This is a genomic window from Rhizobium sp. LCM 4573, assembly GCF_001854865.1.
GTDB lineage: Bacteria > Pseudomonadota > Alphaproteobacteria > Rhizobiales > Rhizobiaceae > Neorhizobium.
In genome coordinates this window covers 24,571-50,617 of record NZ_MDDW01000006.1, presented here as the reverse complement: position 1 = coordinate 50,617, position 26,047 = coordinate 24,571, and the positions used below count along the sequence as shown (strand labels likewise).

The 26,047-nt window shown below is 63.1% G+C and carries 24 protein-coding genes; 13 read left to right on the top strand and 11 right to left on the bottom strand.

The window, feature by feature from the left end; genetic code table 11:
• Nucleotides 1–13 precede the first annotated feature (13 nt).
• Nucleotides 14–709 carry a ribose-5-phosphate isomerase RpiA gene (gene rpiA / locus LCM4573_RS12770; protein WP_071006669.1) on the bottom strand — a complete coding sequence of 232 codons (696 nt, stop codon included), beginning with the start codon at nucleotides 707–709 and terminating at the stop codon, nucleotides 14–16.
• 187 nt (nucleotides 710–896) lie between these two features.
• Here rpiA and gph point away from each other — a divergent pair, with 187 nt between their 5' ends.
• Complete coding sequence (gene gph, locus LCM4573_RS12765) at nucleotides 897–1,610, top strand: phosphoglycolate phosphatase (RefSeq protein WP_338012585.1); 714 nt, start codon at nucleotides 897–899, stop codon at nucleotides 1,608–1,610.
• Nucleotides 1,611–1,626: 16 nt separating this feature from the next.
• Nucleotides 1,627–2,307, top strand: coding sequence for an N-acetyltransferase (locus LCM4573_RS27240; protein ID WP_083347424.1), 681 nt, complete (start codon nucleotides 1,627–1,629; stop codon nucleotides 2,305–2,307).
• Here the strand turns inward: LCM4573_RS27240 and LCM4573_RS12755 are convergent.
• Complete coding sequence (locus tag LCM4573_RS12755) at nucleotides 2,189–4,012, bottom strand: murein L,D-transpeptidase (protein ID WP_083347431.1); 1,824 nt, start codon at nucleotides 4,010–4,012, stop codon at nucleotides 2,189–2,191. The two genes, LCM4573_RS27240 and LCM4573_RS12755, sit on opposite strands and share 119 nt — an antisense overlap.
• 506 nt (nucleotides 4,013–4,518) lie before the next feature.
• On the opposite strand from LCM4573_RS12755, the gene fumC reads away from it, so the two are divergent.
• Nucleotides 4,519–5,910 (top strand): class II fumarate hydratase, encoded by a 1,392-nt coding sequence (gene fumC / locus LCM4573_RS12750; RefSeq protein ID WP_071006665.1) that lies wholly within the window; start codon nucleotides 4,519–4,521, stop codon nucleotides 5,908–5,910.
• A gap of 240 nt (nucleotides 5,911–6,150) precedes the next feature.
• Nucleotides 6,151–7,221 (top strand): GGDEF domain-containing protein, encoded by a 1,071-nt coding sequence (locus tag LCM4573_RS12745; protein ID WP_071006664.1) that lies wholly within the window; start codon nucleotides 6,151–6,153, stop codon nucleotides 7,219–7,221.
• 177 nt (nucleotides 7,222–7,398) lie between these two features.
• Here LCM4573_RS12745 and LCM4573_RS12740 read toward each other — a convergent pair whose 3' ends face one another.
• Nucleotides 7,399–7,755 (bottom strand): iron chaperone, encoded by a 357-nt coding sequence (locus LCM4573_RS12740; protein WP_071006663.1) that lies wholly within the window; start codon nucleotides 7,753–7,755, stop codon nucleotides 7,399–7,401.
• Between the two features lie 97 nt (nucleotides 7,756–7,852).
• Complete coding sequence (locus LCM4573_RS12735; protein ID WP_071006662.1) at nucleotides 7,853–8,785, bottom strand: LysR family transcriptional regulator; 933 nt, start codon at nucleotides 8,783–8,785, stop codon at nucleotides 7,853–7,855.
• Nucleotides 8,786–8,868: 83 nt separating this feature from the next.
• Here LCM4573_RS12735 and LCM4573_RS12730 point away from each other — a divergent pair, with 83 nt between their 5' ends.
• Nucleotides 8,869–9,732, top strand: coding sequence for an NmrA family NAD(P)-binding protein (locus LCM4573_RS12730; protein ID WP_071006661.1), 864 nt, complete (start codon nucleotides 8,869–8,871; stop codon nucleotides 9,730–9,732).
• Between the two features lie 24 nt (nucleotides 9,733–9,756).
• Here the strand turns inward: LCM4573_RS12730 and LCM4573_RS12725 are convergent, their stop codons facing one another.
• On the bottom strand, nucleotides 9,757–10,365 hold the full coding sequence (locus LCM4573_RS12725; protein ID WP_071006660.1) for a pyridoxamine 5'-phosphate oxidase family protein: 609 nt from the start codon (nucleotides 10,363–10,365) through the stop codon (nucleotides 9,757–9,759).
• Nucleotides 10,366–10,418: 53 nt separating this feature from the next.
• Nucleotides 10,419–11,342 (bottom strand): alpha/beta hydrolase, encoded by a 924-nt coding sequence (locus LCM4573_RS12720; protein ID WP_071006659.1) that lies wholly within the window; start codon nucleotides 11,340–11,342, stop codon nucleotides 10,419–10,421.
• Nucleotides 11,343–11,390: 48 nt separating this feature from the next.
• On the opposite strand from LCM4573_RS12720, the gene LCM4573_RS12715 reads away from it, so the two are divergent.
• A complete protein-coding gene (locus LCM4573_RS12715) occupies nucleotides 11,391–11,870 on the top strand; it encodes a MarR family winged helix-turn-helix transcriptional regulator (protein WP_071006658.1) in 480 nt (159 codons plus the stop codon).
• Between the two features lie 5 nt (nucleotides 11,871–11,875).
• On the opposite strand, the gene LCM4573_RS12710 is transcribed toward LCM4573_RS12715, so the two are convergent.
• Nucleotides 11,876–12,247, bottom strand: a complete 372-nt coding sequence (locus LCM4573_RS12710) for a gamma-butyrobetaine hydroxylase-like domain-containing protein (protein WP_071006657.1) — start codon at nucleotides 12,245–12,247, stop codon at nucleotides 11,876–11,878.
• A 215-nt stretch (nucleotides 12,248–12,462) separates the two neighbouring features.
• On the opposite strand from LCM4573_RS12710, the gene moaA reads away from it, so the two are divergent.
• Nucleotides 12,463–13,452 carry a GTP 3',8-cyclase MoaA gene (gene moaA, locus LCM4573_RS12705; RefSeq protein WP_407071733.1) on the top strand — a complete coding sequence of 330 codons (990 nt, stop codon included), beginning with the start codon at nucleotides 12,463–12,465 and terminating at the stop codon, nucleotides 13,450–13,452.
• Nucleotides 13,453–13,473: 21 nt separating this feature from the next.
• Here moaA and LCM4573_RS12700 read toward each other — a convergent pair whose 3' ends face one another.
• Together LCM4573_RS12700 and LCM4573_RS12695 are read right to left on the bottom strand one after the other, a co-directional pair.
• Nucleotides 13,474–14,244 carry an SDR family oxidoreductase gene (locus LCM4573_RS12700; protein WP_071006655.1) on the bottom strand — a complete coding sequence of 257 codons (771 nt, stop codon included), beginning with the start codon at nucleotides 14,242–14,244 and terminating at the stop codon, nucleotides 13,474–13,476.
• Between the two features lie 331 nt (nucleotides 14,245–14,575).
• Complete coding sequence (locus tag LCM4573_RS12695) at nucleotides 14,576–17,119, bottom strand: methyl-accepting chemotaxis protein (RefSeq protein WP_071006654.1); 2,544 nt, start codon at nucleotides 17,117–17,119, stop codon at nucleotides 14,576–14,578.
• 266 nt (nucleotides 17,120–17,385) lie between these two features.
• Here LCM4573_RS12695 and LCM4573_RS12690 point away from each other — a divergent pair, with 266 nt between their 5' ends.
• Genes LCM4573_RS12690 through mobB form a run of 4 tightly spaced genes read left to right on the top strand, consistent with a single transcriptional unit; the run spans nucleotide 17,386 to nucleotide 20,683 of the window.
• Entirely contained in the window at nucleotides 17,386–18,294 is a 909-nt protein-coding gene (locus LCM4573_RS12690) for a DMT family transporter (protein WP_071006653.1), read from the top strand.
• A gap of 21 nt (nucleotides 18,295–18,315) precedes the next feature.
• Complete coding sequence (locus tag LCM4573_RS12685) at nucleotides 18,316–19,545, top strand: multidrug effflux MFS transporter (RefSeq protein WP_071006652.1); 1,230 nt, start codon at nucleotides 18,316–18,318, stop codon at nucleotides 19,543–19,545.
• The gene (mobA, locus tag LCM4573_RS12680) at nucleotides 19,542–20,174 is read left to right on the top strand and encodes a molybdenum cofactor guanylyltransferase MobA (protein ID WP_071006651.1); all 633 of its coding nucleotides are present in this window, start codon (nucleotides 19,542–19,544) and stop codon (nucleotides 20,172–20,174) included. Before LCM4573_RS12685 ends, mobA begins: the two co-directional genes overlap by 4 nt.
• Nucleotides 20,171–20,683 carry a molybdopterin-guanine dinucleotide biosynthesis protein B gene (mobB, locus tag LCM4573_RS12675; RefSeq protein ID WP_071006650.1) on the top strand — a complete coding sequence of 171 codons (513 nt, stop codon included), beginning with the start codon at nucleotides 20,171–20,173 and terminating at the stop codon, nucleotides 20,681–20,683. The genes mobA and mobB overlap by 4 nt, the downstream gene beginning before the upstream one ends.
• Before the next feature lie 5 nt (nucleotides 20,684–20,688).
• Here mobB and LCM4573_RS12670 read toward each other — a convergent pair whose 3' ends face one another.
• The gene (locus tag LCM4573_RS12670; RefSeq protein WP_071006816.1) at nucleotides 20,689–21,585 is read right to left on the bottom strand and encodes a DMT family transporter; all 897 of its coding nucleotides are present in this window, start codon (nucleotides 21,583–21,585) and stop codon (nucleotides 20,689–20,691) included.
• 169 nt (nucleotides 21,586–21,754) lie between these two features.
• On the opposite strand from LCM4573_RS12670, the gene LCM4573_RS12665 reads away from it, so the two are divergent.
• Complete coding sequence (locus tag LCM4573_RS12665) at nucleotides 21,755–22,645, top strand: LysR family transcriptional regulator (protein ID WP_071006649.1); 891 nt, start codon at nucleotides 21,755–21,757, stop codon at nucleotides 22,643–22,645.
• A 74-nt stretch (nucleotides 22,646–22,719) separates the two neighbouring features.
• On the opposite strand, the gene LCM4573_RS12660 is transcribed toward LCM4573_RS12665, so the two are convergent.
• Nucleotides 22,720–24,933, bottom strand: a complete 2,214-nt coding sequence (locus LCM4573_RS12660) for an OmpA family protein (RefSeq protein ID WP_071006815.1) — start codon at nucleotides 24,931–24,933, stop codon at nucleotides 22,720–22,722.
• Nucleotides 24,934–25,249: 316 nt separating this feature from the next.
• Between LCM4573_RS12660 and LCM4573_RS12655 the strand changes: the two genes are divergently transcribed.
• Nucleotides 25,250–26,032, top strand: coding sequence for an ABC transporter substrate-binding protein (locus tag LCM4573_RS12655; RefSeq protein WP_071006648.1), 783 nt, complete (start codon nucleotides 25,250–25,252; stop codon nucleotides 26,030–26,032).
• Nucleotides 26,033–26,047: the final 15 nt, after the last annotated feature.

The window sequence follows — 26,047 nt, the reverse complement described above, 5'->3', positions numbered from 1 at the left end:
TTGCTCCTGTAAATTATTTCGCCTTCAGCGTCCGCAGTCCCGCCGGACCGGCGATGATCGCGAAGGACGCCATATTGATGAACAGCCCGTGTTCGACGACACCGGGAATCGAATTCAGCTCGCCAGAGAGAGCCTCTGCATCAGGAATACGGCCAAAAGATGCGTCGAAAATGAAGTGGCCGCCGTCCGTCGTGAACGGGTCTTCGCCGGCTTTGCGCAGCGTCAGCTCGCCTGAAAGACCGAGACGCTCCGCCGCCTTTTCGATGGCGATGCGGGTAGACGTCTGGCCAAAGGGGTTGATCTCGATCGGCAACGGAAAGGCGCCGAGCGTATCCACGAGCTTGGTTTCGTCGGCTATGACGATCATGCGGCTCGAAGCAGCCGCAACGATCTTCTCGCGCAGAAGCGCGCCGCCGCCGCCCTTGACGAGGCTGAGATCGCCGTCCACCTCGTCGGCGCCATCTATCGTCAGATCGAGCTCCGGAAGTTCGTCCAGGGATTTCAGCGGCACGCCGAGCTCAAGGCAGAGCCTCGCGGTGCGCTCGGATGTCGGAACGCCCTCCACCCGCAGCCCCTCGGCCACCTTCTCGGCGAGCAGCCGGACGAATTCCTCCGCCGTCGAACCCGTACCGATGCCGAGCCGCATGCCGTCCTCGACATAGGCCAGCGCCGCCTCGGCTGCCTTGATCTTCATTTCCCGGGCGTCCATGCGCCAAAAGCTCCCCCGATGTTTCGCCGAACCGCTGTTTACACGGCTCCCCCGCCAAACGAAAGACCCCGATCGCGTGAAAACAGGCATAGTCTCCGGCAGGCTTAATCGCCTCATCATTTGCATTTGCCGCCGCCATTGCCTAAGTCGGGTGTCCAACCTTCCTGCGACCTCACGAGGTGTTCCGGTGAATTCTCCCCTCGTCATCTTCGATCTCGACGGCACGCTGATCGATACGGCGCCCGATCTCATCGACAGTCTGAACCATACGATCGCGGCGGCCGATCTCGCTCCCGTCACCTTCGCGGACCTCACCCATCTCGTCGGCCAGGGAGCGCGCGTAATGATCCGCCGCGCCTTCGAACTTCGCGGCAAGCCGCTCGACGAGAAGGACGTGGAGCCTTTGCTCGAGCGCTTCCTCGCCCATTACAAAGTCAACATGCCGGGCGAAAGCCGCCCCTATCCGGGCCTCATCCAATGCCTGGATCGCCTTTCAGCCGCCGGCATGAAGCTCGCCGTCTGCACCAACAAATCGGAAGAGCTTGCCCTGCCGCTTCTCGAAAAGCTCGGCCTGACGCAGCGTTTTACCGCAATCACCGGCGGGGATACGTTCCCCGTCCGTAAACCCGACGCGCGCCACATCCTCGGCACGATCGAGCGCGCCGGCGGGTATCCGGAAAACAGCGTGATGATCGGCGACAGCATCAACGACATCCTGGCCGCTCGCAATGCCGGCATCCCCTCGATCGCCGTCACCTTCGGCTATTCGGACGTTCCGGTGCACGAACTCGACCCGGACTACGTGATCGACAGCTTCGACCAGCTCACCGCCGAATTGATCGGGCAAGCGATCGTCGAGGGCGTTAAACTTCAGCCAGTCATCGATAGCGCGACGGCCTGATCCGGCGAGGCCTGCCATGAGGATCGAGCGGGTCGAGCGAATTTCCGCAAGCGATATTGCGGACTGCGACTTCTCCTTCGACGTGACCTCGGAGCTCAAGGCTCCCTGGGACCCTTTCCTCGATACCAGAGACGTCGAAGCCTACGCGAAGACCTATGAATTCGACGAGGATGAAGCAACGGCGAATGAGGATCGCGCCGTGATCGCGATCCTCGATGCCGGCCGGGTCCGTGGCCATGTGATCGTCTCCAAAAGCTGGAACGGCTATGCGGAGATCGATGACATCCAGATCGACCGGCCGCTTCGCGGGGCGGGCCTCGGCCGCCGGTTGATGGATCATGCCGTCAAATGGGCGAAAGCGCGGGACCTGCCAGGCATCCGCCTCGAAACGCAGTCCAACAATGTGGCCGCATGCCGGTTCTACAAGAAATACGGTTTCGAACTCGGCGGATATGACGAACATCTCTACAGCGCGCTCGGCCAATCCCGCCGGGAAACGGCGCTGTTCTGGTATCTCTTCTTCAAAAAAATAACGGGCGGCGCATTGCTGCACCGCCCGCCTTTGGTTTGGCGCCTTATTAGGCCTGCGGGGTTCTTGCCTTGGTGGTCGCCTCGAAAGCCTTCTCCACCGCCGCGTCCCGGCCGTAGACGTCGTCGAAATACTCCACCACGCCGTCCTTGTTCGGCCAGGCGGTGAAATAGGCCACGTAGACCGGAATCTTCGCCGTCACCTTGGCAGCGACATTCTTGCCGGCCGCGATCCGCGCAGAAACGTCCGCCTCGGTCGTGCCGAGGACCGCGGCCGCCATCTTGCGCGGCTCGGCGAGTCGTACGCAACCATGGCTCAGAGCCCGCATATCGCGCTGGAAATAGCTCTTCGAAGGCGTGTCATGCATGTAGATCGCATGGGCGTTCGGGAAGAGTATCTTCAGATCGCCGAGCGCATTGTCGCTCGACGGCGGCTGACGTACAGAAATCCCCCTGGTCGATCCGTACCAGTTGACGTTGCGCGAGGGGACCGTGCGGCCGTTGACGGCCACCTCGTAACCGAGCCGGTCTAGGTAGGAAGGGTCCGAGCGCAGCTTGGGCAGCATTTCGTTGACGATGATCGACTGCGGCACGCCCCAATAGGGGTTGAATTCCACCGTCTCGATCTGATCTTGGAAGAAATAGGTCTGGTTCGACTTCGAGCCGATGACGACGCGCATGGAGAACTGCTCGGCGCCGTTCTCGTGATAGTTTACCGTATAGGCGGGCTGGTTGATGAAGACATAGCGGTCGCCGAGATTGTCCGGCAGCCAGCGGGCCTCTTCCATGGCGACGACGAGCTTGCGGATCTTGTCCTCGGCGCTATGGCCGGTCATGGCACGCACGGTGGCAGGGCCGATGACGCCGTCCGCCTTCAATCCCGCTTCCTCCTGGAAGGACTTCACGAGATCTACGAGTTCGGGCGTGTAGTCGGTCGACTGCTGATAGCCGGCAAAGATAGCGGAGTGTTTGGTCTTCAGCGCATCGGAGCCTCGGTGCTCGATCGCCGCGACCACATTGGCCATTTCCGGGCTGCTCTTGCCCGGCTTCAGGATCAGGTTTTCAGGCAGCGCGATCGCCGCGCTCTCCTTGCTGGCCTCCGCCTTCAGCCTGGCAAGCTCCGCCTTCAGCGCGTTGAAATGGGCGCTTTGCGGCGCCAGACTTTCCAGATAGGCGCCGGCATCCGTGCTGTTCTTTACGAAAGGAAGCACGACGGAAAGGTTCACGTCCTTGCGCTTCAGGTCGTGATAACCGGAAATCCGGTTCGGATCGACGCGCCCGCGGATCATGTCCTGCGCGAAGGTCAGCACCTTGGCTGACAGGGCAAGCTCGAACCGCATCAGTTGCCGTTCATGCGTCTCGATCGCGGAAACGGCCGAAGCGTCCGACGCTTCAACGGCTTCGTCGGTCGCGGAAACAGGCTCTATGCTTGCGGTGGTCAGCTCCGGAACCGGCAGCACGTAGTCGGCCGGATCGAGCCCGTAATCGCCGGCCTTTTCGAACGTGGCGAGCACGGCCCTTGCCTTCTCGGTGACATCGCCATCGGCGACCCAAAGGATCTTGGTGCCTGATCGGCCGTAATAGGTCTCCAGCACCTGCGCGACGTCGCCGGTCGCCATCACCTTGGCCTCCGCCAGGAAACGGCTCTCGTCCGTCGCTGTCGCCGCCGCAAAGCCGTCCGTCTTCACGGCGCGCATCGCATCCGTCTTGTAGGTGTAATAGGTCGGGCCTGTGACTTTCGGCAGCGGCTCAGGATCGCGGTCGCGGACGGGTGCGGACGGCTGGCGCCTCGCGACGTTCGGCGCCGGAGCAGGTTCCTCGGCGACCGGCGCGCGCTTTGCCGGCCCGCCGCGAATAAGATCGAGAAGCGTCATGGCATGGGCAGGTGCAACACCTCCGGCAAGCAAGGAAATGCCCGACGCGAGCGCAAGCGCGATCGAAGTCCTGTTGAGTTTCTGCTGCAATGTCGTCCCCGTGCCTGAGTCCGCGTGACCACGCGTTTTGAAGAAGTATCACGGCATCCAGAGAATGCCATGAGAGATGGAAATAAAGCCCGGCTCTGCGGGCCGACTCGGCGGGCCTGGAAAGCGCGCCGGTTCGCAAGCGAAAGGTTAAGAAAATATTCGTTAAATTTTTACTGATGCGACGCCGGCAAGGCCCGGCATTCCTGTAAGATGCCTCGAATTAAATTTGGCTGCGTGGCACAAAAGGCACGCCGTTTTCTGTGAACGCGAACCACCCACGGCCCGCTCCCGCTTGGGCGAATCGCTTTCCCCGCGTGCTAATCGTTTAGAAAGTGCCCTGCCCTCTTGCGCGCTTCCGCGTAGTTGAATACTGCCTGCGGCAGCAATCCACCTGGACGAAAACAAAGGCAGCGAAGATGGCATCGACCCGCACGGAAACCGATACGTTTGGCCCGATCGAAGTGGCGAGCGACCGTTACTGGGGAGCCCAGGCGCAGCGCTCGCTTGGCAATTTCAAGATCGGCTGGGAAAAGCAGCCGCTTTCCGTGGTCCGCGCGCTCGGCATCGTCAAGCAGGCCGCCGCCCGCGCCAACATGAACCTCGGCGGACTTGATCCGGCTCTCGGCAAGGCGATCGAGGACGCAGCCCAGGAAGTCATCGACGGCAAGCTCGACGACCACTTCCCGCTCGTCGTCTGGCAGACGGGTTCCGGCACGCAGTCGAACATGAACGCCAACGAGGTCATCTCCAACCGGGCGATCGAAATGCTCGGCGGCACCATGGGCTCGAAGAAGCCGGTGCATCCGAACGACCACGTCAACATGAGCCAGTCGTCGAACGACACCTATCCGACGGCCATGCACATCGCCTGCGCCGAGCAGATCGTTCGCCATCTCATCCCGTCGCTGAAACATCTGCATGCGGCACTGGACGCAAAGGCGAAGGCCTTCGCGCACATCATCAAGATCGGCCGCACGCATACCCAGGATGCCACGCCGCTGACCCTCGGCCAAGAATTCTCCGGCTATGCGGCCCAGATCGCGTCCTCGATCAAGCGCATCGAACTCACCCTGCCCGGCCTCTACGAACTCGCCCAGGGCGGCACCGCTGTCGGCACAGGCCTCAACGCGCCGGTCGGCTTTGCCGAAAAGGTCGCCGAGGAGATCGCCAAGATCACCGGCCTTCCTTTCGTCAGCGCGCCGAACAAGTTCGAGGCGCTCGCCGCCCATGACGCGATGGTCTTCGCGCACGGCGCGATCAATGCGGCTGCCGCGGCCTGCTTCAAGATCGCCAACGATATCCGCTTCCTCGGCTCCGGCCCGCGTGCCGGCCTCGGAGAACTGGCGCTTCCGGAAAACGAGCCGGGCTCCTCCATCATGCCGGGCAAGGTCAACCCCACCCAGTCCGAAGCCATGACGCAGGTCTGCGCCCACATCTTCGGCAACCAGGCGGCGATCACCTTCGCCGGCAGCCAGGGCCATTTCGAACTCAACGTCTACAATCCGATGATGGCCTACAACTTCCTGCAGTCGGTGCAGCTCCTCGGCGATGCCGCCGTCTCCTTCACCGACAATTGCGTGGTCGGCATCGAGGCCCGCGAGGACAATATCAAGCGCGGCGTGGAAAACTCGCTGATGCTGGTAACGGCGCTGAACTCCAAGCTCGGCTACGATGCCTGCGCCAAGATCGCCAAGACGGCCCACAAGAACGGCACGACGCTTCGCGAGGAGGCCGTCGGCGGCGGATACCTCACCAACGAGGAATTCGATCAGTACGTTCGCCCCGAAAACATGATCGGCCCGAAGTAACCGGCCAGCCCGTGATCCATTGATCGCACCCGCTTCAGGCCTCGGCAAGAAGCGGGTGCGTTTGCGCCGTCCTATGCCGCAGCGCAATAGGATAAAGTATAAAGTAATACTGGTAGCCAATGGGCTTTGAGCGGGGAGCAAGAATAAATTGTTCCAAGCGAAATAACTTCATTCCTTTTCGAATAGTTTTCATTTAACTTCAGCCAAATATAAGGGGCTGGGTTTATTCGGAGTTCATCTATGACGACGGCGAATGCGCCGAAAGCGCAAACGGCTGACGTTATGAGTCAGATCATCTATGCCGTGCGGTCGATGGGGGTGGCGCCGGTCCCGCGCAATTATCAACTATTCTATGAAGCTTATATCGGTTCGCATCCGGACCTGACGCGCGATCTCGCCGCGCTCGGAAACCGCGCCACGCAGGAAGAGCTCGACAGGCTTGCGCAGATCCATATCGGCGGCGGCCAGACCGATATCGTCGAGCGAGCGCATACGAGATTGCTCGCCGAACTCGAAGGGCTCCTGAACGTCCTGCACCAGGAGCAGCGCTCGCTCGAAAGCTACAGCAAGCTGCTGAGCGAGACGGCGCTCAGGATCAGCTCCAAGAGCAGTTTTTCGAGCGATATCATCCGCAGCGCGATCGCGCTTCTCAGCGAAGCGACCGGCGACAAGATGGTCCATGGAGAAAGAACCGCTGGAACCGTCGCCCAGAGTTCCCAGGAAATCGACGAGGTCCGCAAGGAGCTCGACGAATACAAGCGGATCGCCAATACCGATTCGCTGACGCGGCTCGCCAACCGCCGCGCCTTCGACGAGCGGCTAACGTCGATCTACGACAACGCCGCAATGCTGCCCTTCACGGCCCTCGTTCTCGCCGACATCGACAATTTCAAGAAGATCAACGACAGCTACGGCCACCCGGTCGGAGACAAGATCCTCGCGACGGTCGGCACCGTCATCCGCGCCAATGTCCGCAACGAGGTTTTCGTGGCGCGCACGGGCGGGGAGGAATTCGCCCTCCTCGTCGAAGGCAATACGCCCGACGAGGTGATGGCGATCTGCGAGCGCATCCGCCGGGCCGTGGAAACGCGCACCTTCCGCAATTCCCGCACCGGGGTGAACTACGGACCGATCACCCTCTCGCTGGGCTGCGCCATGGCATCGCAGGCGAACGACCCCGGCGAGCTCTACGCCCACGCCGATACCGCCCTCTATCACGCGAAGAACGCGGGGCGGAACCGCACGAGTTTCTTCGAGGAAGAGATGAAGAGCGAGTATGTCGGCAAGAGCTGGCTCATCTACCGGAAATAGAGGGCGAACGAAGGTCAGGCCCATTGGTTCCTATAGCATCGATGACGGCGATGGGCCCGAACTGCATCCGAAATGGGATTAGCTAACGTCCGCTTTGGCCGAACGCCTCAAGTCCAAATGACCTGCTCCGAGTTTGCACCGGTTTTTTAAAACCAGTTTTGGGCAGCCGAAGACAGCCTAAAATCCCTTTTTACTGCGTGAACTAATTGCCAATTTGTCCACGAGTTCATCAGGAATAGGCTTACTCACCGAGAACGTAACCCCGGTCTTGGTTGCCTTGAGTTTCAAAGAAGCGATCTCGCCGGCATGGGCGGCAATCGCACCCGGATCGACATATAGACCGCATTGTTTACTGAAGGCGGCATAGCCCGCGATGATCGTTTCTTCGATCTGAAATCCGGGCATATCGTACTTCATGACTTCTTCGGCGTCCGGTAGTGCCCGCGATAGCTGCGCGCGCAGTCGGCCCAACATGGCGCGAAACTGCTCCGGTGCGGCGGCTATATAAGCGTCATGATTATCCTTCTTCACCATGCCGACAATATGCCTTTCAGCATGTTCAAAGGCAACAAACGGGCGCTAAAACTCTCGATGCCGCGGCCTGTCTCGGCGCTCCTGAGCGCTTCCGGCCTCAGCTTCCAGCTTCGATCTCCGACGACATGTCCATCGCCGCCGCGACGATGGCGCGTCTCAGCCATATGTGCCTGGGCGCATCCTGCTGGCGCGCGTGCCAGGCGAGGCTCATCGTGAAACTGTCCAGGTCCAGGGGCGGCGGCAACGATACCAGACGCCTCATGCTGGCGGCCGCCCGCGCCAGGCTCGATGGCAGGGTCATGATGAGGTCGGAGCGAGCGGCGATCTCGACCGCCGCGAAGAAGTTCGGTACGCGCAGCTTCACCCGCCGCGTTCGCCCCATCCGCGCCAGCACCTCATCGACGGGCGCCGCGCCCACGCCGGTAACACTCACCACGATATGCTCGAGCGCCAGAAAACGGTCGAGCGTGAGCTTTCCGGCGCGTGCCGGGTGATCCGCCCGCATCAGCGTCACGAGGTTTTCGTCATAGAGGCGGCGCCGGCGGATGCCGCCCGGCGCGCCGTCGATCAGCGCCACCATCGCATCGGCGCTGCCTTGCTCGAGCAGATCGAAACCGTTCGAGCCCGGCGCGACGATATCGAGATCGAGGGACGGCGCCTCGCGGGCGAAGCGGGCGAGCAGATGCGGCGCGAGCGCCGCGGCCTGTAGATCGGGCGCAAGCAGCCGAATGCGCCCCGTCGCCGTCGCCGGATCGAACGCGTTCGCCTCCAGCATTTGCCCCACGCCTGCCAGTATTCCGCGTAGCGCGGGCCGCATTTCCTCGGCGCGGGCGCTGAGGAGATAGCCGCCCGGCCCGTCAACCAAAAGTGCGTCCGAAAACAGTGCGCGCAGCCGCCCAAGCGCCCGGCTCACGGCCGGCTGGCTCATGCCGAGCCGGTGGGCTGCCCGTGTCACGCTCTTCTCCTCCAGCAGCGCATCAAGCGCCACCAGCAGGTTGAGATCGATCCCGCGTAAATTCACTTCGTGCATGTTGACTATATATCACATGCATTGGACGCATGAAACGCCCGCGCCTATGCTCCTTCTATCGAGCTAACCGAAGGAGAAAGATCATGTATGTCGTACTTGGAGCAAGTGGACGGGCCGGCGGCGAAGTGGCACACGCCCTCATCGAACGCGGCGAGGCGGTGCGGGTCGTCGTCCGCCGTCGAGAACAGGGTGAAAAATGGCGCATTCGCGGTGCCGAGGTGGCCGTCGCGAACATCGAGGATGCCGAGGAGATGATCGATGCGCTGAGGGGCGCATCGGGGGCGTTCCTCCTCAACCCGCCGCCGGTGAGCGGCGATCCGTATGCCCAAACGGAAAAATTCGGCGCAGCGCTCGCCGATGCGGCACGGAAGGCGCGTCTGCCCAAGGCCGTCATCCTGTCGTCCATCGGAGCGCAGCATGCCTCCGGCACCGGGATTATCGCCACACTCCACCGGTTCGAGACGCTGCTTGACGGAGCGGCATCCTCGATCGCCTTCATGCGGTCCGGCTATTTCGTGGAGACCTGGAGAGAGGTGGCGCAAACCGTCATGTCGGACAGCGTACTGCCGACCTTTATCGATCCCTCTCGGAAAATCCCGATGGCGAGTACCATCGATGTCGGCCGCACCGCGGCGGACTTGCTGGGCGAAGAGTGGAGCGGCAAGCGGGTCGTCGAGCTGGCTGGACCGGAAGAATGGAGCGCCGGCGATGTGGCGTCGGCCTTCTCGGGCGTTCTCGGCCGTCCCGTCACACCAGTGCTGGTTCCCCCGGAGGACCGCGCCGCGCTGCTTGCCGAGGAAGGCGTACTCGGCGAGGTGGCGGACGCGCTTCTCGGCATGTACGAGGGTATCGCCAATGGGCTGTTCGCACGGCAAAAAGATACCGAACACCGGCGCGGCATCGTTTCCCTAAAGACGGCAATAGAGCGCCTCATCGCAAAAAGCTGACGGAGCCGGCGCTGCAGCAGCGGCTCACCACATGGTTCGTGCGGCGCGGCCTGCCCATTCCCGGTCATAGGTTTCCTGATCGAAATCCGCTTTCGCCGCCTTCAGGAGCGTGCCGGGCGTGGGCAGGTCCTTCGGATCCACGAAGTGGACCGGGTTCCAGAGCTCGGCGCGCATCAGCGCCCGCGCGCACTGGAAATAGACCTCACCGATCGTGATGACGGCGACGCTGCGCGGATGTTTCCCATCCATTTCAAAGCTCTGCAGAAGGGCGGGCTCTACCGAAATCACCGCGCTTCCATTCACCCGCATGGTCGTGGTCGATCCGGGGATCAGGAACATCAGCGCGACGCGCGGATCGCGCACGATGTTGAGGAGCGAATCGATCCGGTTGTTGCCGCGCCAGTCCGGCAGCAGCAGAGTGGCCTCGTCCCTCACCCGCACCGCGCCGCCGAGATCGCCGCGCGGCGAGCAGTCGAGCCCTTCCGGGCCGACGGTCGCAAGGCCCACGAAGGGCGAGGCCTCGATCATCTGCCGGTACTCGGGCGTCAGCGTCCGCGTCACCTTGACGAGCGAGGCTTCGGAAGCCCCGTCATAGATTTCCCTGAGCTGCTCGACGGATGTGATGATGGTCATGATGTCCTGCCCGATGAATGCCGGGCAGAGCCTATGCCACGGTTATGTGACGATCAAGCGACACCGCGCCCGGTCCTGTCGATCCTCCCGCAACCCTCCCCCTCCAGGAAGGACCGGATCGCCTCTATCACCTCGGGCGAGCTTACGATCCGCCGGTGGCCGAGGCCATTGGCCCAGAGAAACCGGACCGAAGGCAGGCGTTCGTAGCGCCGCGCATGCGCCGCATCCACTTCCTTGTCCTCCTCCGCATGCACCACGAGCAAGGGCACCCCGAGCCGTTTGATCACCGGCACGCCGTCGATATCATCCAGTCGGGCGCCGGCGACGGTTTCGGCGTGACCGATCAATCGCAACTTCACCTGCGCCGTCAGGCCGACCATTCGCGAGAACCCGTCGAACAGCCAGCGGACATGGCTCGGCGAGCCGATCACCGCCAGCTTGCCGGGTGAAAACGTGCCGGCATTCTTCATCACGCCGCCTGCCGCGAGCACGAGGCTCGCGCCTCCAAAAGAATGTCCCACGGCAGCATCGAAGGGCCCGAAACGCTTTTCCGCCTCCGCGATGGTGTCGACGGCAAGCCGTATGTGCAGCTGTCGTCCGCTCGATGCGCCATGGCCGGGAAAATCCAGGACCACAACCTCCGCCCCGCCTTCCGCCAGACCGGTCGCGAGCGCCGAGATATAGGCGGCATTGGAGCCCCAGCCGTGCACCACGAGATAGCGCGCGCGGCCGGGCGGCCCGTCGCCGTTGAACCGATAGGCCGTGACGGTCTTGCGTCCGACCGGAAATGAAATCTGTTGCGCGTCGGCGAGCCTCAAGCGCCCCTCCGCCTCGGCCATTCGGGCCTTTTCGCTCTTCGGCCGGCGCGACGGCGTCAGGCAAAAGAGCCTGAAGGCAAGCCGGCCGGCGGCCGCGGGCGAGATATTGCCGATGGCGGCGAATCCCAGACTGATGACCTTGGTGGCAAAGGATGGCATAGTGAGATGATCCGATGAATGTTCAATACTGAACAATAAAGTACAAGCATGAACAAAAATCAATCCCTCCCCTGGGATCATCCGCGTTTTCGAAGCTGGGTTGCCGTGGCTCGCGCCTGCCAGCTCATGCAGACCGTGCTGACGCGCGAGCTTGCCGAACTCGACATCAAGCCCCCGCATCTCGACATTCTCGTCAATCTCTATCGCTTCGAAGGCATTTCGCAGCAGGAGCTGGCCCGCAAGCTTCTGGTCGGGCGCTCCAACATGAGCATGACGCTACCGCAGATGGAAAAGCGCGGGCTCATCGAGCGCCGGGGCGACAGCCGCGACAAACGCGTCCTCAGGCTCTTTCTCACCGCCGAAGGGCGGCGGATAGCCGCGCAGGCGATGGCGATCCAGACCTCACTCATCGAGCGCACGCTGTCCTCGACGCCGATCGAGCAATGCACGGCGCTCGCCGAATCGATGGAGAAGATCATCCTCGCGCTGCAGGCGGAAGCCGCCGACGAGGCGGCCGAGTCCGCGTGAACGCTTCAGCGGGGGCGACGCGCGTCGCGGCTCAGCCCCTTCTCCGCGAGCTCCCGTTCGTATTCGGCAAAGAGTTCCCCGCCACGTTCGCCGAGTTCGCGCAGATAGGGCCATGTGTAGATGCCGCTGTCATGCATGTCGTCGAAGCCAATGCGCACCGCATAATTGCCCGCCGGCGTCATGCTCACGATCGCGACATCCCGCTTGCCGGGCACCGTCACCTTCTGGCCGGGTCCATGCCCCTGCACTTCCGCTGAGGGGGAAAGCACGCGCAGCATCTCCGCCGCGAGTGAAAAGGCTCTTCCGTCGCTGAAGGTAATGTTCAGGGTGCGCCGATCCTTCGAGACCCGCAGTTCCGTCGGCCAGATATCGCTCATCGCAATCGATCCGTTGTAAGTCCCGTTGTAACTCGTTGCCTGGAGGATTATGAAGTTGATTGATCCATCGCAAGCGATTTTGATCGCCGATCGATTATCCCGCACTTGACGGTGAGACCGCCAGCGCCCACGTTCGATGGATCAGGAGGTAACGCGTGAACAGTTTTGCAGGATCGCTCGACAGGGCAGCACCGCTGGTTGCCGACAAGGCGCCGATGATCGACCCGTTCGGCCGCGCGGTCACCTATCTGCGCGTATCGGTCACCGACCGCTGCGACTTCCGCTGCACCTATTGCATGGCCGAGYACATGTCCTTTCTGCCCAAGAAGGACCTGTTGACGCTCGAAGAACTGAACCGGCTCTGTTCCGCCTTCATCGCCAAGGGCGTACGCAAGCTGCGCCTGACCGGCGGGGAACCGCTGGTGCGCAAGAACATCATGTTCCTCGTGCGCGAACTTGGCAGGCATGTGCAGTCCGGCGCGCTGGACGAGCTGACGCTGACCACGAACGGTTCGCAGCTCGCCCGCCATGCCGACGAGCTCTACGATTGCGGGGTGCGCCGCATCAACGTCTCGCTCGACACGCTCGATCCTCAAAAATTCAAGGAAATCACCCGTTGGGGAGATTTCCACAAGGTCATGGAAGGCATCGATGCCGCCCAGAAAGCCGGCCTGAAGATCAAACTCAACGCCGTGGCCCTCAAGGATTTCAACGAGCACGAAATCCCTGAAATGCTGCGCTTCGCGCATGGCCGCGGCATGGATATGACCGTCATCGAGACCATGCCCATGGGCGAGATCGAGGAAGACCGCACCGATTGGTACCTGCCGCTCTCCAAGCTGCGGGCCGATCTCGAAGAGCGGTTCACGCTTGTCGATATCCCCTATAAGACGGGGGGGCCGGCACGCTATGTCGACGTGAAGGAAACCGGCGGACGCCTCGGCTTCATCACACCGATGACCCATAATTTCTGCGAAAGCTGCAACCGCGTGCGGCTTACCTGCACCGGCACGCTCTACATGTGCCTCGGCCAGAACGACGCGGCCGATCTCTGCACGCCGTTGCGCGCTTCCGAGAGCGACGACTATCTCATGGCCGCGATCGATGAAGCGATCTCGCGCAAGCCTAAGGGCCACGATTTCATCATCGACCGCGAGCACAAGAAACCCGCCGTCGCCCGCCACATGAGCGTCACGGGCGGTTGAACCGGTACAGGTCGATCTTCGTCACGTCCTGCTGATCGAAACGCCGCCGTCGGCCAGCATTGCCGAGCCCGTGACGAAACTCGCCATGTCCGATGCCAGGAAAAGGGCTGCCTTCGCGATTTCTTCCGGCTGCGCCACGCGTTTCAGCGCATGCAGACCGTTGATGAAGGCCACCGTCTCCGGTGCCGCCCCCGGAAAATTGATGGGATTGGCCTGCGTATCGACCCCGCCCGGCAGCAGCGCGTTGACGCGGATGTTCTGCGTCCCGAGTTCGGCCGCGAGCACCTGCACCAGGCCGATCAGCCCCGCCTTGGCCGCCGCATAGGGTCCCATGCCGGGCATTCCAGCCGAATATCCGACGAAGGTGGAGGTGAATATCATCGAGCCGCCTCCCCGTTTCATCATGGCCGGCGCCTGATATCTCGCCGCCAGGAATCCGCTCGTGAGATTGAGGTCGATGTTCTCGCGCCAATCGGCCAGCGAAGTCTCGCTGACCGGCCCATAGCTCGACGTGCCGCCGGCATTGTTGAAGGCGATGTCGAGGCCTCCGAAGCGCTCCACCGCCGTCGCCACGAGTTCCGCATGCAGCGCCTCGTCGCGAATGTCGCCCGCCACCGCGACGGCTTCGCCGCCTGCCGCCACGATCTCCCCAACGAGGCTGTCGAGCTCGGCCTGTCTCCGTGCGGTGACCACCAGGCAGGCGCCTTCCGCCGCGAAAAGCCTGGCCGCGGCCCGGCCGATGCCGGCGCTCGCGCCGCTGATGATGGCAACCTTGTCCTTGAATAGCGTCATGTCTGTCATCTCCTGTTCTGCGGGATACTGTTCCCGTCCTGGAGATCACAAACTCAGCCCTTCGAAGCCACCCGTTTCCTGCCGAAAGCGAAAAGCCGGGTGACGCTCCGGCTCGCCTCACGACATACACGACGTCATCCTCGGCCTTGTGCCGAGGATCTGCTGACCTATCGTTAAGTGACTGGTCGAGTTATGGACGTGGTTAGATGCTCGGAACGTCCTCCGGTTTAACCCGAGGATGAGCCTGACGAAAAAGGGGAATTGTCGCCCTTTGTCAGCGGTCTGAGGCCGGGGCAGCACCCCGGCTTTGGTTTTGCCGTCTATTCAACACTCAGGCGGCGTCGTAGCGACGTGCTTGCGCATGGGGCATAACTCGCGGCTCGCCCGTTCTGAACCGCTCGATCTTTTCGGAAAGCGTTTCCACGCGCTGCCTGAGGCCATGGATTTCGGCATTGTTCTCCTCAACCATGGCCGCATTGCGCTGCGTGATGAGTTCCACTTCCTGCACCGCGCTCGTCACCTCCTTGATACCGGTCGCCTGCTCTCCCGTCGCCGATGAGATGGAGGCGACCAGTTTGCGGATATCGGTCACATGCGAGATGATCCGGTTGAGCGCGCCGCCGGTCTCCTCCACCAGGCTCACGCCATTGCTGACCTGCGAAGAACTTACCGAGATGAGCTGTTTGATCTCTCGGGCGGCACCTGCGCAACGTTGCGCGAGTTCGCGCACTTCCTGTGCCACGACCGCGAAACCGCGTCCCGCCTCCCCGGCACGCGCGGCCTCCACGCCGGCATTCAGCGCCAGCAGGTTGGTCTGGAAGGCGATCTCGTCGATCACGCCGATGATCGTGGCGATCCGGTCGGAGGAGCGGCTGATTTCGCCCATGGCGTCCACGGCACGCGCCACCACTTCGCCGGAGCGCACGGCGAACTCTTCCGCCTCATTGACCGAAACCGAGGTCTGCTTGGCGCTTTCGGCGGTCGAGCGGACGATATCGCTCAAGTGGCGCAGAGCCCGCGAACTCTGCTCCAGGGCCGCCGCCTGCTGCTCGGTGCGGCGGGCGAGGTCATCGGCGGAGGCCGCGAGATTGCCGGTGCCGCCGTCGATCTCCTCGGTCGTGAACCGCACGTCGGCAAGCGTCGCGCGCAGGGCTTCGACAGCCTGGTTATAGGTGCGCGCCATCTCCACGAAATCGGCGGGCAGGTTCTCGTCCATGCCCTGTTCCAGATCACCATCGGCAAGCTTGCCCAATACTTCGGAAAGCGCCGTCAGCGCCTGCCTCTGCTCGGCGGCGATGCGGGCGCGTTCGGCAGCGCGGCGCTCGGCCTCGGCCGCCGAAAGCTCGCGGGATGCCGCGGCCTCCTGTTCCAGCCGCACGTTTTCGAGCGCGGCATCCCGGAAAACCGTGACGGAGCGCACCATGTCGCCGATCTCGTCGCGGCGTTCGCGGCCCTCGATCCTCACTTCGAGGTCTCCGTCTGCAAGCCGCTTCATCACTTCCGTCACGCGTTTCAACGGGCCGCGCAGGGTTTCCACCAGCATCAGCCCGCCGGCGATCGCGAGCAGCGTCCCGACGACCATGGCGATGACCGAAAGCCTCGCGGAACGTTCGCTATCCTCCTTGCCCACCTCCTGGGCCTGGGCGACGAAATTCTTCAGTCCCGCCATGCCGGCCGTCAGCGCCTCCGTGGCCGCGCCGCGCGCCTGGCGCCATTCTCCGGCAATTCGCAGCATCTCTGCCGATTTTTCGTCCACTGCCTTCAGAAGCGGCTCCAATCCGGGCGCGAAATCACGCATGGCGGCATTGCGCGGATTGAGTTCGGAAACCTTGGCGCTTGAAGTCCTGAGCTCGGCAATATCCGCCAGCACGATGCCTCGCGCCTCCTCGGTCAGGTGTGAGGAAAACCGCTCCGCATGCAGCCGCATCGCGTTGATGACCGTGAGCGACGTGTCGATCTCCTCGAGAAGATCGCGAAGTGTGGCGACATCGTCCTCCAGATCCACGAAACGTTCCGCTGCATCGCCGGATTTCTTCGACACTTCCGCCTGCAACTCGCCTTGCCACCTCATGAAACCGCTTGCGGCCACCCGCAGGGTCTGGCTCTTGGTCGCCGGTTCCATGGCCTCTTCGGCGGTCGCCGTCATCTTCTCCGCCGCCTGACGGATCGGCTCCATGGCCGTCTTGCTCCTCGGCGAAAGCATGGGCTCGATAGCCGCGAACTCCTTGAGAAGCGTCCCGCCATAGAGCGTGGCGGCCTTGGCGGTGGCCTCGTCGGTTTCTGCCTTGCGCACCGCATCGCGCAGGTTTTCGATCCGATGTGCTATGGATTTGTAAGCGAAGGCCTCGAACAGCATCGCTTTCGCGAACCGCTCCTTGCCTTCGAACTGCTTGCGGACCGTCTCGATCTGCTGGTCGACCGCGGTCGCCAGCGTGCGGATCTCGTCGAATGCCGCCTCCATCTCCCGCGCATTTTGGTCGCGCCGTTCCTTGATCGCCCACAGGGCATCCGCACGCTCGCGCATCTGCGGCGCAAGCGCCTTCACGGGTGCCACCCGTTCACGATCGCCCTCGGTTACCAGCAGGCCCTCCAGCGCCGCCACTCCCTCTTCCTGGCGGTCGATGCCCGCTCTTAATGCCGTAAGCGAGGCCTCGTCCGGCTTATCGGTGAAATCCTGGAGAGCGGCCTGGAGTTCTTCGAAATCGCCGATGTTCTCGATCGTCGCACGCGCGACCGTCATATGGCCGTTCAGCATGCTGGACGTGTAGTAACCGGCAAGGCCGACACCGGCGATGAGGAGGATGAGCGGCACCACGAAGAGCAGGACCTTGGTAGCGATCCTTCGGCTCTGAAGCATGCGATCGATGAACGACATGATACCCCCGGCTGGAATATCTGCCGGTTTCGCTGGCGGCATTCGCGAAACGGCGCAGATGCGATTCCAGCCTCATGCGGGAACAAGGAAGCGCTAGGTTGCGCAATTTCCATTGAACAAGCGTTAATCCGTTTCGCAACGAAGCGATTTCGCCGATGCCGGCTTCCCCCCGCTGGCTCCGCGGGCGTACCGCCGTGACCGCAATGGTACTGGCAGCCGCCTGCCCCATGCTTTAGAACAACGCAGCGGTTGCAAGGGAATCGGAAATGCCCCTCTCGGAAAATGCGCGCGGCGCGCTGTTCATGTCCATAGCCATGGCAGCGTTCACCTGTAACGATGCGCTCGTGAAATTCGTCACGTCCGAGCTTAGCATCGCCCAGATCATGGCGGTGCGCGGCATCATGACGATGCTGCTCGTCTACGCAGCCGCGCGAACCGTAAGCTCTCTCGGGTCATGGCGGGTCATGCTGCACCCGCTGGTGCTGCTGCGCGGCACCTTCGAGATCGGCGCGACGCTGACCTTCCTCTCGGCACTTGCCAATATCGAATTCGCCAACGCCTCCTCGATCATGCAATCCCTGCCGCTGGCCGTCACGCTGGGGGCGGCACTCTTCTTCGGAGAACCGGTCGGCTGGCGGCGCTGGACCGCCATCGCGGTCGGCTTCCTGGGCGTTCTCCTGATCCTGAAACCGGGCCCGGAGGGCTTTGCGCCCGCTTCGCTGTTCGCCGTGGGCGCGGTCTTCTTCACCGCCGCCCGCGATCTCACCACGCGCCGCATGAGCAAGGATATCCCGACGCTTTCCGTGACGCTCTTCACCACGCTCGCCAACACGATCATGGGTACCCTGCTCATCTGGCCGATGGGCGGCTGGCAGCCGGTGAGCGCCGGCACCTTCACCTGTCTGGCGATCGCTTCGGTCGCCGTATTCGTAGGCTATCAATCCGTCATCATGTCGATGCGCGGCGGCGAAATTTCCTTCGTCGCGCCCTTCCGCTACACGAGCCTCGTCTGGGCGCTCATCATCGGCATCCTGTTCTTCGGCGAAGCCCCCGATTTCCTCATGCTCCTCGGAGCGGCGATCGTCATAGGCTCCGGCCTTTACACCTTCTATCGCGAGGCGAAACGCCGTACGGTCACGGCCGCGAAAACCAGTCCCGTCAGCCCGTCTGCCTGACGGCTGCAAGAGGAGCACCACGTGCAGCAGCAGAGCCGCTTTCTTGACAGAACGACACCGCCGCATATAGCAACGCTCGTCCTCGTTTGTGGGCTCGGCGCCCTCTGCATGAATATCTTCCTGCCGTCGCTTCACGCCATGGCAGAGCATTTCTCGACGGACTACGCAGTCATGCAGTTTGCGGTTTCCGGCTACCTCGCTGGCACAGCATTGCTGCAACTGGCGATCGGTCCGCTTTCGGACCTTTTCGGCAGGCGGCCGGTGCTGATCGCAGCCATCGCCATCCTGCTCATCGGCACGCTGATCTGCGCCTTCGCGCCCAATGTCACCATTTTCATGATCGGCCGGCTGCTGCAGACCACCATCGTCGCGGCCTTCGTGCTGGCGCGTGCCGTCGTCCGCGACATGGTGCCCATGGAAGAAGCCGCCTCGATGATCGGCTACGTCACCATGGGCATGTCGCTGGTTCCGATGGTCGGCCCGACCATCGGCGGCGTCCTCAACGATCTCTTCGGCTGGCAGGCAAGCTTCGCCGCGCTCTTCATTCTCGGTCTCGCAGTCCTTACCCTCGTCTATGCGGATCTCGGCGAAACCAACCATGCGCGCGCCGCCAGCTTCTCCGCCCAATTCCGGTCATGGCCCGATCTTTTCCGGGCGCGGCGCTTCTGGGGCTATGTGCTGACCTCCACCTTCTCCTCCGGCGTCTTCTTCGCTTTCCTGGGCGGCGCTCCTTTCGTCGGCAGCGTTGTCCTCGAAATGACCCCCTCCATGCTGGGCCTGCATTTCTTTCTCTTCGCGGGTGGCTACATGGTCGGCAACTTCTTCTCCGGCCGGTATGCGCGGCAGGTCGGCATCACGCGCATGATGCTCATCGGAAACATCGTCAGCATTGTCGGGATAGCTTTCACGCTGTTGCTCACACTTTATCTCCGTCAGGTGCCTATCGCCTTTTTCGGCCCGCTCTTTCTCGCGGGAGTGGGCAACGGCGTGACCCTGCCGAGCGCCAATGCGGGCATGGTGAGCGTGCGTCCGCACATGGCGGGTGCCGCATCCGGCCTCGGCGGCGCGATCACCGTCGGCGGCGGCGCCCTGCTCTCGATTCTTGCCGGCGCCGTGGTCAGCAAGGAGACCGGCACCCTCCCTCTGCTGGCAATCATGGGCGTGTCGGCTCTGCTCGCGATCCTCGCCACCGAATATGTCCGCCTCGTCGATCGCCGCGAAGGCGCTTCTGCCTCGGGTGCCCGGTCATGAGCAACAAACCGCCGGCCCTCATCCTCGCGGGCGGAAAATCGTCCCGCATGGGCCGCGACAAGGCATTCATCGAGCTCGGCGGCGAGACCATGCTCGCCCGCATTCTCCGCCGGCTGAAACCTCAGGTTTCGGAGATAGCGCTCAACGCACCGGCGGATTTTCCCGATCCGCCCGTTGACGCACAGGGCCTCCACCTGGTGCCGGACATCATCCCCGGACAGATGGGGCCGCTTGCCGGAATTCTCTCCGGCCTTCGCGATCTCGAAACCCGTAGTTCGAAAGCCACCCATCTTCTGACCGCCCCATCGGATAGCCCATTCTTTCCGGAGAACCTGGCCGCGCGGCTCGATGAGGGCATGGATCATCCGCAGACCATCGTCGTCGCAAGCTCCAGCGGCAGGCAGCATMCAGTCTTCGGGCTCTGGCCGGTCGCGCTTGCCGACGATCTGCAGGCATGGCTCTCCAATCCGGAAAACCGGCGCATCAGGGACTATCTCCTCCGTCACCGGGTGGTGACAGTCGATTTCGGCTTCATCGAAACCAGCCGTGGACCGCTCGACCCGTTCTTCAACATCAACACGCCGGAAGAGCTCGCAGAAGCGCGGGCCTTCCTGGAGGCGCTTGCATGACCAATACCCCTCGCATCTTCGGCATTGCCGGCTGGAAGAATTCCGGAAAGACCGGGCTCGCCGTGCGGCTGGTGGAGGAGTTCACCCGCCGCGGCTATGCGATCTCCACCATCAAGCACGCTCACCACGATTTCGACATCGACAAGGTGGGCGCCGATTCCTACCGGCATCGGCAGGCCGGCGCCCATGAAGTGGCGATCGTTTCCGGCACACGTTTTGCGATCATGCACGAGCTGCGCGGCGAACCCGAACCGTCCTTTCAGGAAATCCTCTCCCGTCTCGCGCCATGCGATCTCGTTCTCATCGAAGGCTACAAGCGCGAGCCGGTGCCGAAGATAGAGGCGCGACGACTGGAATCGGCCCGCCGCGATTCGCTCGCGCCGACCGATCCCCATATCGTCGCCATTGCCGCCGATCATTCGGTCGAGGATACCGATCTTCCGGTTTTCGACCTGAACGACACTGCGGCGATCGCCGATTTCATCGTGAAAGTGACGGGCCTGCCCTGAGGCGTTCAGCCGCGCCACGTCATCCAGACGCCCACCAGCGTCACCGCCAGCCCCACGAACATCGCCGCCGTCAGCGGCTCCGAAAACATGGCCCATGCCCAAAGCATGGTGACGGGCGGGCTCAGATAGATCGCCGCGCTGACCTGCGCCACCGGGAAAAGGCGCAGGCTCGTATAGTAGACCGAATAGGCGACGAAGGTGGCGATCAGCACCAGCCACGCCATGCCCACGGCGAAATCCCGGGTCATCGGCGGGACGAGGCTGCCCTGCATCAAGGCACACAGACCGAACAGTACCGAGCCGGTGAGCGTATGGATGCAGAGGCTCTGGTGAACGGGCATGTGCTGGGTCCGCCGCCGCCGGTAGAGAACCGAGGCGACGGCAAAGATCAGCATGGAGCCGACGGTCAGCCCATAGGCCCAGAGCGGAGCCGTGCCGAAACTGAGGCTGTCGAACGACACGATCAGAACGCCGGCGACGGCAATCGCCGTGCCCAGCCATTGCCGCGCGCTCAGCCGTTCGCCCAATACGGGTTGCGACAAGGCGGCGATCGCCAGCGGCAACAGGTCCGCGGTCAGGGCGACCAGCCCCGTCGGCACCCGCTGCTCGATCGCCAGCGCAAAGCCGCCCAGATAGAGGAATACCGACATCACCCCGAAAAGCATCTGCTCCCGCACCGCTCGCAGCCGCATCCGGGGCCCGATCGCCAGCGCGAAGGGCAACAGGATCAGCCCCGACAGAAGCGTGCGCCAGAACAGAAGAAGCATCACGCCGGCCTCTTCGCTGGCATAGCGGATACCCACGAATCCGGAACTCCAGCCGAACACCAGAAGCGTGGCCATGAGAGGCCAAAGGAAACGATGCTGGTTGGGCGCGGGGCGGGAAAGGGTATGATCGGTCATGAGGCTCTCGGCTGCATATCTCTCGCCGATCATCCATAGGACGGGTTACGCCGGCCTTCACATGACAAATTTCGATCAAGGTATGACAATCCAGCCGAAATTATAATGAGGAATTGCCTGAAACGCTCGTAATCTGCATAATCCGTAGAGACAATGCACGGACGAGGCAATGACAGAACTCAACGGCCGACGTTTGGAAATCGATGCGCTGCGCGCCCTATGGGCGGTCCGCCACCATGGAGGCGTCAGCCGGGCTGCGGAGGCCCTGGGCCTGTCGCAATCCGCCGTCAGTCACAAGATCAAGCGGCTCGAAACGAGCCTCGATTGCGACCTGCTCAGCCGCAAGGCCGGAGCGCCGATGTTCACCGCCGCCGGCGAGGACCTGCTGGATTATGCCGGCCGCATACTCGGCCTGCATGACGAGGCGCTTCTAAGCCTTTCGAAAACGCCGCTTGCCGGGCGCATCGCCCTCGGGCTCACGGAAGACACGACCTGCACCGATCTGGCGCGCATACTCGGGCGCTTTCGCCGCCTGCACCCGCATGTCTCGGTCCGCACCAAGGTCCGCATGAGCCTCACCCTGCGGGCCATGCTGGAACAAGGGGAACTCGATGCGGCGATCGTGCAGGTTTTTGCCCATGAGGTCCGGCCGACCGATGTCGTTCTCTTCCGGGAGCAGCTTCATTGGGTCAAGCACCCGGATCTCACGCTGCCGCAGGACGGTCCGATCCCCTTCCTGTCCTTCGACGACGAATGCTTCTATCGCCGGTGGGTGCTCGATATCGGACAGGACGGCGGTGTCGTTCTCGAAACGGTGTTCGAATGTACGAGCGCGGCAGGCATTATCGCGGCCGTCACTTCGGCTCTCGGCGTGGCGCTTTTGAACGGACGCCATCTGCGCCCCGAGATGCAGGTCATCGCCCACGGCCTACCCTCGCCGCCCGCGCTGGCCTATGTGGTGCGCCGCGCACGAAAGGCGAGAAACCCGGCGCTCGATACGCTCGTCGCAGAAATCGAGAGCGAGATCAGCCGCTATGGCGGACTGGTCCTGGCGAGCTGAGAAAGACCCCAAACCAATAAAAAGGCCGCCGGGTATTGCCCGGCGGCCTCCGCTGTTCAGGATACGATCCGACCTTACCGGTTCGAGGCGACCGGCTTCACCAGCGGGGTGATACGGCGGATGGTGACGCGGCGGTTTTCCTGTTCCGGCCCTTCGGTGCGGATCTTCAGGTAGCGCTCGCCATAGCCCTGCGTCGCGAGGTTTTCCGGCGGAATGCCGAAGGCTTCCGTCAGAACCGTGGCGACCGATTCCGCGCGCCGGTCGGAGAGAATCAGGTTGCTCTCGTCCGAGCCGACCGCATCCGTGTGGCCTTCGATGAGGAAGGTCTCGCCCGGATTGCCCTCCAGAACCCGGTTCATCGCTTCGGCGACCTGCCGCAGCGAACTTGCCTGGTTCATCGGGATTTCCGCGCTGCCCGTCGCGAAGGTAATCGTATCCAGATCGATACGGCGCACCTTGTCGCGAATGCGGGCGGAGTAGCGGACCTCGTCCAGCGAATAGACGCGCTCCACGCGCTCGACCGGCGGCTGTTCCAGGAACTCGTAATAATCCCGGTCCGGTTCGCTCGACGTGTCGATGATGTATTCGTCGAGCGGCACGGTCAGCCGCATCGGCGGCAGATCGAGGCCCGGATCGCGCCAGACATAATCGGGACGATCCTCCATCATGTCAGGTGCGTAGTAGAGCACGTATTCCTCGCCATCGACGATGCGCGAGCGCTGGACGATCTCGCCATAGCGGTTGCGGATGGTGACGATCTGCACGCCGCCATCCCGGTCGATCACTTCGCGGATGCGGCCGCCACGCAGGCGCTCGTATTCCGGCTCGTAGCCTTCACGATAGAAGCGCCGGCTGTCGTCGTGACGCACGAAGGTGCGGTTATCGATCGAGATGATGACGCGGCCGTCATCCCGGTCACGATCGCTGCCGAGATCGCTGTCGCGCAGGTCGCGATATTCCCAGCCGCGCTGCCGCTCGAATTCCGGTCGGCGGTCGAGCCGCTCGCCCTGCTCTTCGGTCACGGCGCGGATTTCGATCTGCGGACGATCTCCGCCGCGGAAAGCCTGGGCTTCCTCATCGGATTTCGGCGGTTCAGCCGGGGCCTCCGCCTGGGCCGGCTGGCCCTGATCGGGAGCGGCAGGCTGCCCCTCGGCCTGTCCGCCAGGCTGGCCATCACCACGGCGAGGCCGCTCACGCGCACCTTGCGGGGCGCCTTCCTTGGCGCTGTCTAGCACTGCCGCGCCGTTTTCGACCGGCAGCACGACCGGCTGATCAGCAGGCGCGGAGGCCGGGTCCTCGGCAATCTGGCGGGCGCGCTCCACTTCCTCCGGCGTGGTCGGCGGCTGAGGCTGGGCCTGCTGCTGGCCTTCGGCGGGAGCCGTCGGCACGGCTGCACCATCCTGCGTCTGGCCGCCTTCGGCCGGTGCAGCGCCGGGTTCGGCGGGCGTAGTTCCCGGCTCAGCGGGCGTTGTTCCGGGCTCGGTGGAGGGAGCCTGTCCACTATCGGGAGCTGTTTGCTGTCCCGGAGCCTGCTCGGACGGCTGGGCCGGCGTCTGTCCATCAGATGGGCTCGGGGCCTGCTGGCCATCTTGCCTCGTTTCCGGCCTTGTTTCAGGCTGGCGATCCTGCTGCTCCCCTTCAGCCGGGGCCTGGCGCTGCTCGGCAGGAGCTTCGCGGCTTTCCGGCTGCCGTTCGCCCTCGGGTGCGCGTTCGGATTCAGGGACCTGCCGACGCTCGGGCTCTCCTCGCCCGGAGGGAGCCCCTTCGCGCTGTCGCCGTTCAGGTGCGGCTTCACCTTCCGCAGGACGCTCCCCTTCGGGTGCGGCTTCCCGCTGCCGCTCGCGTTCGGGCCTGGATTCCCGCTCCTGCTGACGCTCCGGTTCCGCCTGGGGAGCTTCCTCGCGGCGCGGCTCTTCTTCCCGCGGCGCCTCCCGGCGCTCGGGCCGCGCTTCGGGCTCGGGCGCCCTCTGCTCTACCTCGGGCGGTGCTTCCCGCTGCCGCTCCGGAGCCGGCTCCGGCCGCTCTTCCTGCGGGCGCTCCTGCCGCTGAGGTTCCTGCTGGGGCTCTTCCTGCTGCTGCGGCTCTTCCCGCCGTTTGCGCCGGCCTTCGCCTTCCTCTCCTTCCTCGGCGCCGGGCGGCAGAATGCGCTGCTGCACCTCGATGACGGCAGGCGCCTCATGGAGAGGCGCATGGGGCGCCGACGGCATTGCGCCGGCGGGCTGGATCATCAGCGGCAGCGAGACAAAAGGCATCGCAACGCTGCTGAAGAGTTTGAATTTTTTCGACATCGACATTTCCTCTTCTCGGGTGTCGTCCCTTCTTTCGCCCGCGCTCTTCTTGATCTTCTGACCGGCGGGCTTGGTGGCGGCTCAACTGTGTGGAACCGGAAAATGTTCCGCGAGAGACTGGTGAGGTCGGGCTGAACCTCTCCTGAACGCGCCGTTCATCTCGAGCCGTGGGGAATGCCGGACGTGCACGTAAAATGCCGTTGCAATTTCGGTCGCAGCGGTATCTAAAAGTCTCGGCGGGACCATTCGTGGCCCTGCTTTCCGACGCGGCAAAAAAGATCAACGGCCGCGCGGTCCGCCAACAGAGAGGATCATCATGCGTATCTCCACACGTTTCTTCGCAGCCGCCTCGATCGCCGCGCTCTCGCTGTTCGCCGGCTCGGCCATGGCGCAGGAAAAGCTCGTCATCGGCACCGAAGGCGCCTATCCGCCCTTCAACAATCTCGAAGCTGACGGTACCCTGACCGGCTTCGACATCGATATCGCCAAGGCGCTCTGTGAGGAAATGAAGGTCACCTGCGAATTCGTGACCAATGACTGGGACGGCATCATTCCGGCGCTCCAGTCGAAGAAGTTCGACGCCATCGTCGCTTCCATGTCGATCACGCCGGAGCGCAAGCAACAGGTCGACTTCTCCAAGAAATACTACAACACTCCGCCGGCGATCGCCGTGCCGAAGGATTCCGACATCACAGCCGCGACGCCCGAGGCGCTTGCCGGCAAGTCGATGGGCGCGCAGGGCTCCACGACCCATTCCAACTACGCCGAAAAGCACATGCCGGATTCCGACCTGAAGCTTTATCCGACGGCTGACGAATACAAGCTCGACCTCCAGAACGGCCGCATCGATGCCGTCATTGACGACGTGGTCGTGCTGTCGGAATGGGTGAAGTCCGATGCCGGCGCCTGCTGCAAGATCCTCGGCACCCTGCCGATCGACGTCGAGATCAACGGCGAAGGCGCAGGCATCGCCGTGCGCAAGGGCGAAACCGCGCTTGCCGACCGCTTGAGCGCAGCGATAGCGGGCATCCGCGCCAACGGCAAGTACAAGGAAATCAACGACAAGTATTTCGACTTCGACGTTTACGGCGACGATTAATCACATACCTGTCAG